Source organism: Protofrankia sp. Cr1 (assembly GCF_963555865.1).
In the GTDB taxonomy this organism is placed as follows: Bacteria; Actinomycetota; Actinomycetes; order Frankiales; family Frankiaceae; genus Protofrankia.
Map to the genome: position 1 here is coordinate 1 of NZ_CAUVXO010000564.1, position 3333 is coordinate 3333.

The following is a 3333-nucleotide window of genomic DNA, read 5'->3' on the forward strand; positions in this document are numbered from 1 at the left end:
GCGGAGGGCCCCGACCTGTTCGACCGGTCGGGCTGCTCCTCCTCGCCGGTTGGCTGGTCGGGACCGGTCCGCGCGAGGTCGGGCTGGTCGACGTCTGCCGGCCGGCCGGCGGTGCGGGTCGGCCGGGTGGCCTTGAGACCGGCCACGAGACCGAAGGCGGCCACCGGCCACAGGGCCATCGCGGGCACCCACAGGCCCGGCGGGACGGTCAACGCGTCCGGGCCGGCCGCGGCGAGGTTGGCCGCCCCGGACATGGCGATCCCGACGAGCAGTGTGGTGACCGGCCAGCCGACCCCGACGCCGATCCGCCGTCGGTAGCGGATTTCGATGATGGACGCCAACGCCATCAACTCCACCGACACCGCGATCATCCACGACGCCCAGGCGGGTTGTCCCGCCCACCGAGCGACGTCGTGCACGTGGACGAACGCGACGCAGAACACCCCGACGGCCAGCACCACCGGCAGGGCCGCGCCGGCCGCCCTTTCGGCGCGGCCCTCCTCCGGCCCGCTCACGGGGTGTTACCGGTCGGCGGTGCGTAGTCCCGGCCGTCCGCGGCGCGGGTGCGGCGGCGTTCCCGGGCGACCGCGATGATGGTGACCAGCCGGTTGATCTGCTCGTCGGTCAGCGGGGGCAGTGCGCGCACGGCCCGTTCGATCGCGGCCCGCTGCTCCTCGCTGATCGGCGTGTGGGTGTCCCGGGCCGGCGTGGGTGGGGTGTCGTCGGGGGTGCGGGACATGCGCGGGTTCCCTCCGGGCATTTACGCGGCCTGCTGGCGGGGCTGGTCCCGGGCGACGGCGGACAGGACCGCGACGGCGAGCGCGGGCGGCACGGCATTACCAACCTGGACCAGCTGCCTGGTGTGCGTGCCCTGCCAGGGAAAACCCGCCGGAAACGATTGCAGGACCCCGAATTCGGCGGCGGTGAGCCGTCCGTCCAATCCGGCCCATCGTCCTTTCTGCTGGGCCTGCTGTAAGGCGCGTCGGGTTGATGATCCGCCCCAGCTGTTGCCGCGGGTGGTAACGGTGAACGCCGGCCGGTCGAGCATTCCTCGACCGAGGACGTCGGCCATACTGACCCACGGTTGTAACGGCGGTGCATGGCGGGGATGGCCCGGTACGTACCGGGTGTGGGTCGGCTTCGGCGGGTGGATATGGTCCCGCATCCGGGAGGCGAGGAGAAACGCCCGCCGCCGGGTCTGGGGCACACCGTATTCTTCTGCGGACAGAATACCGGTCCAGGTGGCATAGCCGTCACGACGGAGCGAACCGGCGAATGTCTCCCAGAGAGGAAGGACGGTGGGTACCTCTTCCATCGCGATCCACGGCGGGTGGATATGGCGGGCGAATCGCATCGGCTGGTAGACGAGCCGGCCGCGTGGGTCAGCCAGTCCGCGGCGTTTCCCCGCGGCGCTGAAGGGCTGACACGGCGGTGAGGCGATGAGGCCGGCGATATCGCGGTAGTCGGCCGGGTCCATGGCGGCGACGTCGCTTTCGATGGTGGTGAGGCCGGCGGCTCGGCGGGTGGCGCATGTCCAAGGGTCCCATTCTATTCCTAGGTCGTGGAAACCGAGCCGGTGGCAGGCGAGCGACCAGCCGCCGGGGCCGGCGAAGAGGTCCAGGACAATCGACATACACAGTCCGATCGCATCGCAGGAACAAGAATCTGCGGTAGTCGGGAAACCCCTACGCGGGCGGCACTGATCGGCATAGGAGGGTGCGGGATAGCCGGGGAAATCCGGGCTATCGGCTCTGCGCGGGGAATCCGGCGCATGTCGGCGACGGCCGGTCGGGGCCTGCTGAACGCGGCTACCAGGGGTGCGTCGCGTCGCCGCGATGCGCACCGACGGTGGTGGCACGGGCGTGGCGCCCGGGAGGGCCGCAGCGGCTGGTGTGGGGTCTCCCGCAGTCGTTTTTCGTGGGGTTATGGACATGCACGCCGGAGGCCGCTTACGTACTTACGCCCTGGTCAGGGGCGGTGAGGGCCGCTAGCGGGGGTGCTTGCCGTAAGCGGGGACGCCGCTTACGGCAAGCACCCCGGGCGGCTAGCCACGGCCCCGCTGGCGGTCACGTTCCGCCAGCACAGCGGCCAGGTCGCGCCGGTCGATGCCCCGCCGGTTGACGACCTTCCCGTCGATACGCCGGTTGATCTGACCGGTATCGATCCCATACGGTTTCAGCGCGACCGCGAGGTGTTCCGCGGTCCACCCGGCATACACCGCCGGCCGCAGCGCGGCCAACCGGGTGACCACCGTTTCCGACCACACCTTGACCTCGGACGCCGGCACCACCGCGACAATGTCCTCCAGCAGGGATACCGCCGGCGTGGGGGTGGGAATGGTTTCCCCGGCGGCCTGGCCGGCGAGGGTCCCCGCGGCGATCCGGGCCGCCCGGGCGCGGGCGGCGATCCGTTCCGCGGTCGGCGTGTCGATATAGGCGGACCGCACGATAATCGGATCGTCGGCGACACCGACCAGATAGCCGATCCCCTTATCATTGGGCCGCAACGTGGTCGCCTGCACACCGTTCTTGTACATCGACGTGCCGAGAATCATATCGTTTTCCACCTGGCCCATGACCCGCAGACAAAACCGGATCGACACATTCGACGACACCCCGGTCGGCAACGACTGGGCGTCCGGCCGCTGCGTCGCCAGAATCAGCATGATGCCGAGCGCCCGGCCGAGTTTGATGACGGCGATCGCCAACTCACCAGCCTCCTTCCCATAGACGGGATGGGCGAACAGGTTCTGACACTCATCGATGATCGCCGCCAGGGGATGCAGGCCCAGCGGCCGCCGGTTCGCAATCTGTCGGGTCACCTTGCCGTCCGGGCAGACATCCTTCGGGAGGCTTTTCAGGACCGACGCCCGGCGGACCACCTCGGCGTACAAATCCCGCAACGCACCCAGCGCCGCCTCGACACTGCCATCATCAATACCGGTCGTATACCGGTGGGCGACCTGCGCGGCGGCATCCAGATCGGCGGTGCCTTTCAGGTTGAACACCCACAACTCACAGGTCGGATCGAGTGCACAGCCGAGCAGCAGGACCCGCACCGCGGCGGTTTTCCCCGCCCCCGGCAGCGAACCGATCAGCACGTTGTTTTCCGGCAGCACGATCGTCACCGCCCGGCCGCGGGGATCGGACCCGAACGGCACCGGGGTGAACACGTCGGTCTGCCCGCGCCGCGCCAGCGGCCACGGCGCCGCCGGCGCCGTGGACAGGTCCTGATCCCCGACCCACAGGACCAGCCGGCCGGCGTGGGTGTCGGGGGCGGCCTCGGGCCAGACACACCCCAACGGACGGCGCAGCCCCGACGCCAGCTGTTCCC

General features: G+C 70.1%; 2 protein-coding genes and 2 pseudogenes. All 4 read right to left on the minus strand.

Translation table 11 applies throughout. From position 1 onward, the window contains the following. Window positions 1-515: pseudogene (locus U9980_RS25845) on the minus strand (hypothetical protein); the annotation flags it as partial. After that, a complete protein-coding gene (locus U9980_RS25850) occupies window positions 512-739 on the minus strand; it encodes a hypothetical protein (protein ID WP_322770313.1) in 228 nt (75 codons plus the stop codon). The pseudogene U9980_RS25845 and the gene U9980_RS25850, both read right to left, overlap by 4 nt. Window positions 740-760: 21 nt before the next feature. Continuing rightward, complete coding sequence (locus tag U9980_RS25855; RefSeq protein WP_322770314.1) at window positions 761-1633, minus strand: DNA cytosine methyltransferase; 873 nt, start codon at window positions 1631-1633, stop codon at window positions 761-763. Between the two features lie 411 nt (window positions 1634-2044). After that, window positions 2045-3333, minus strand: a pseudogene (locus U9980_RS25860) (cell division protein FtsK); the annotation flags it as partial.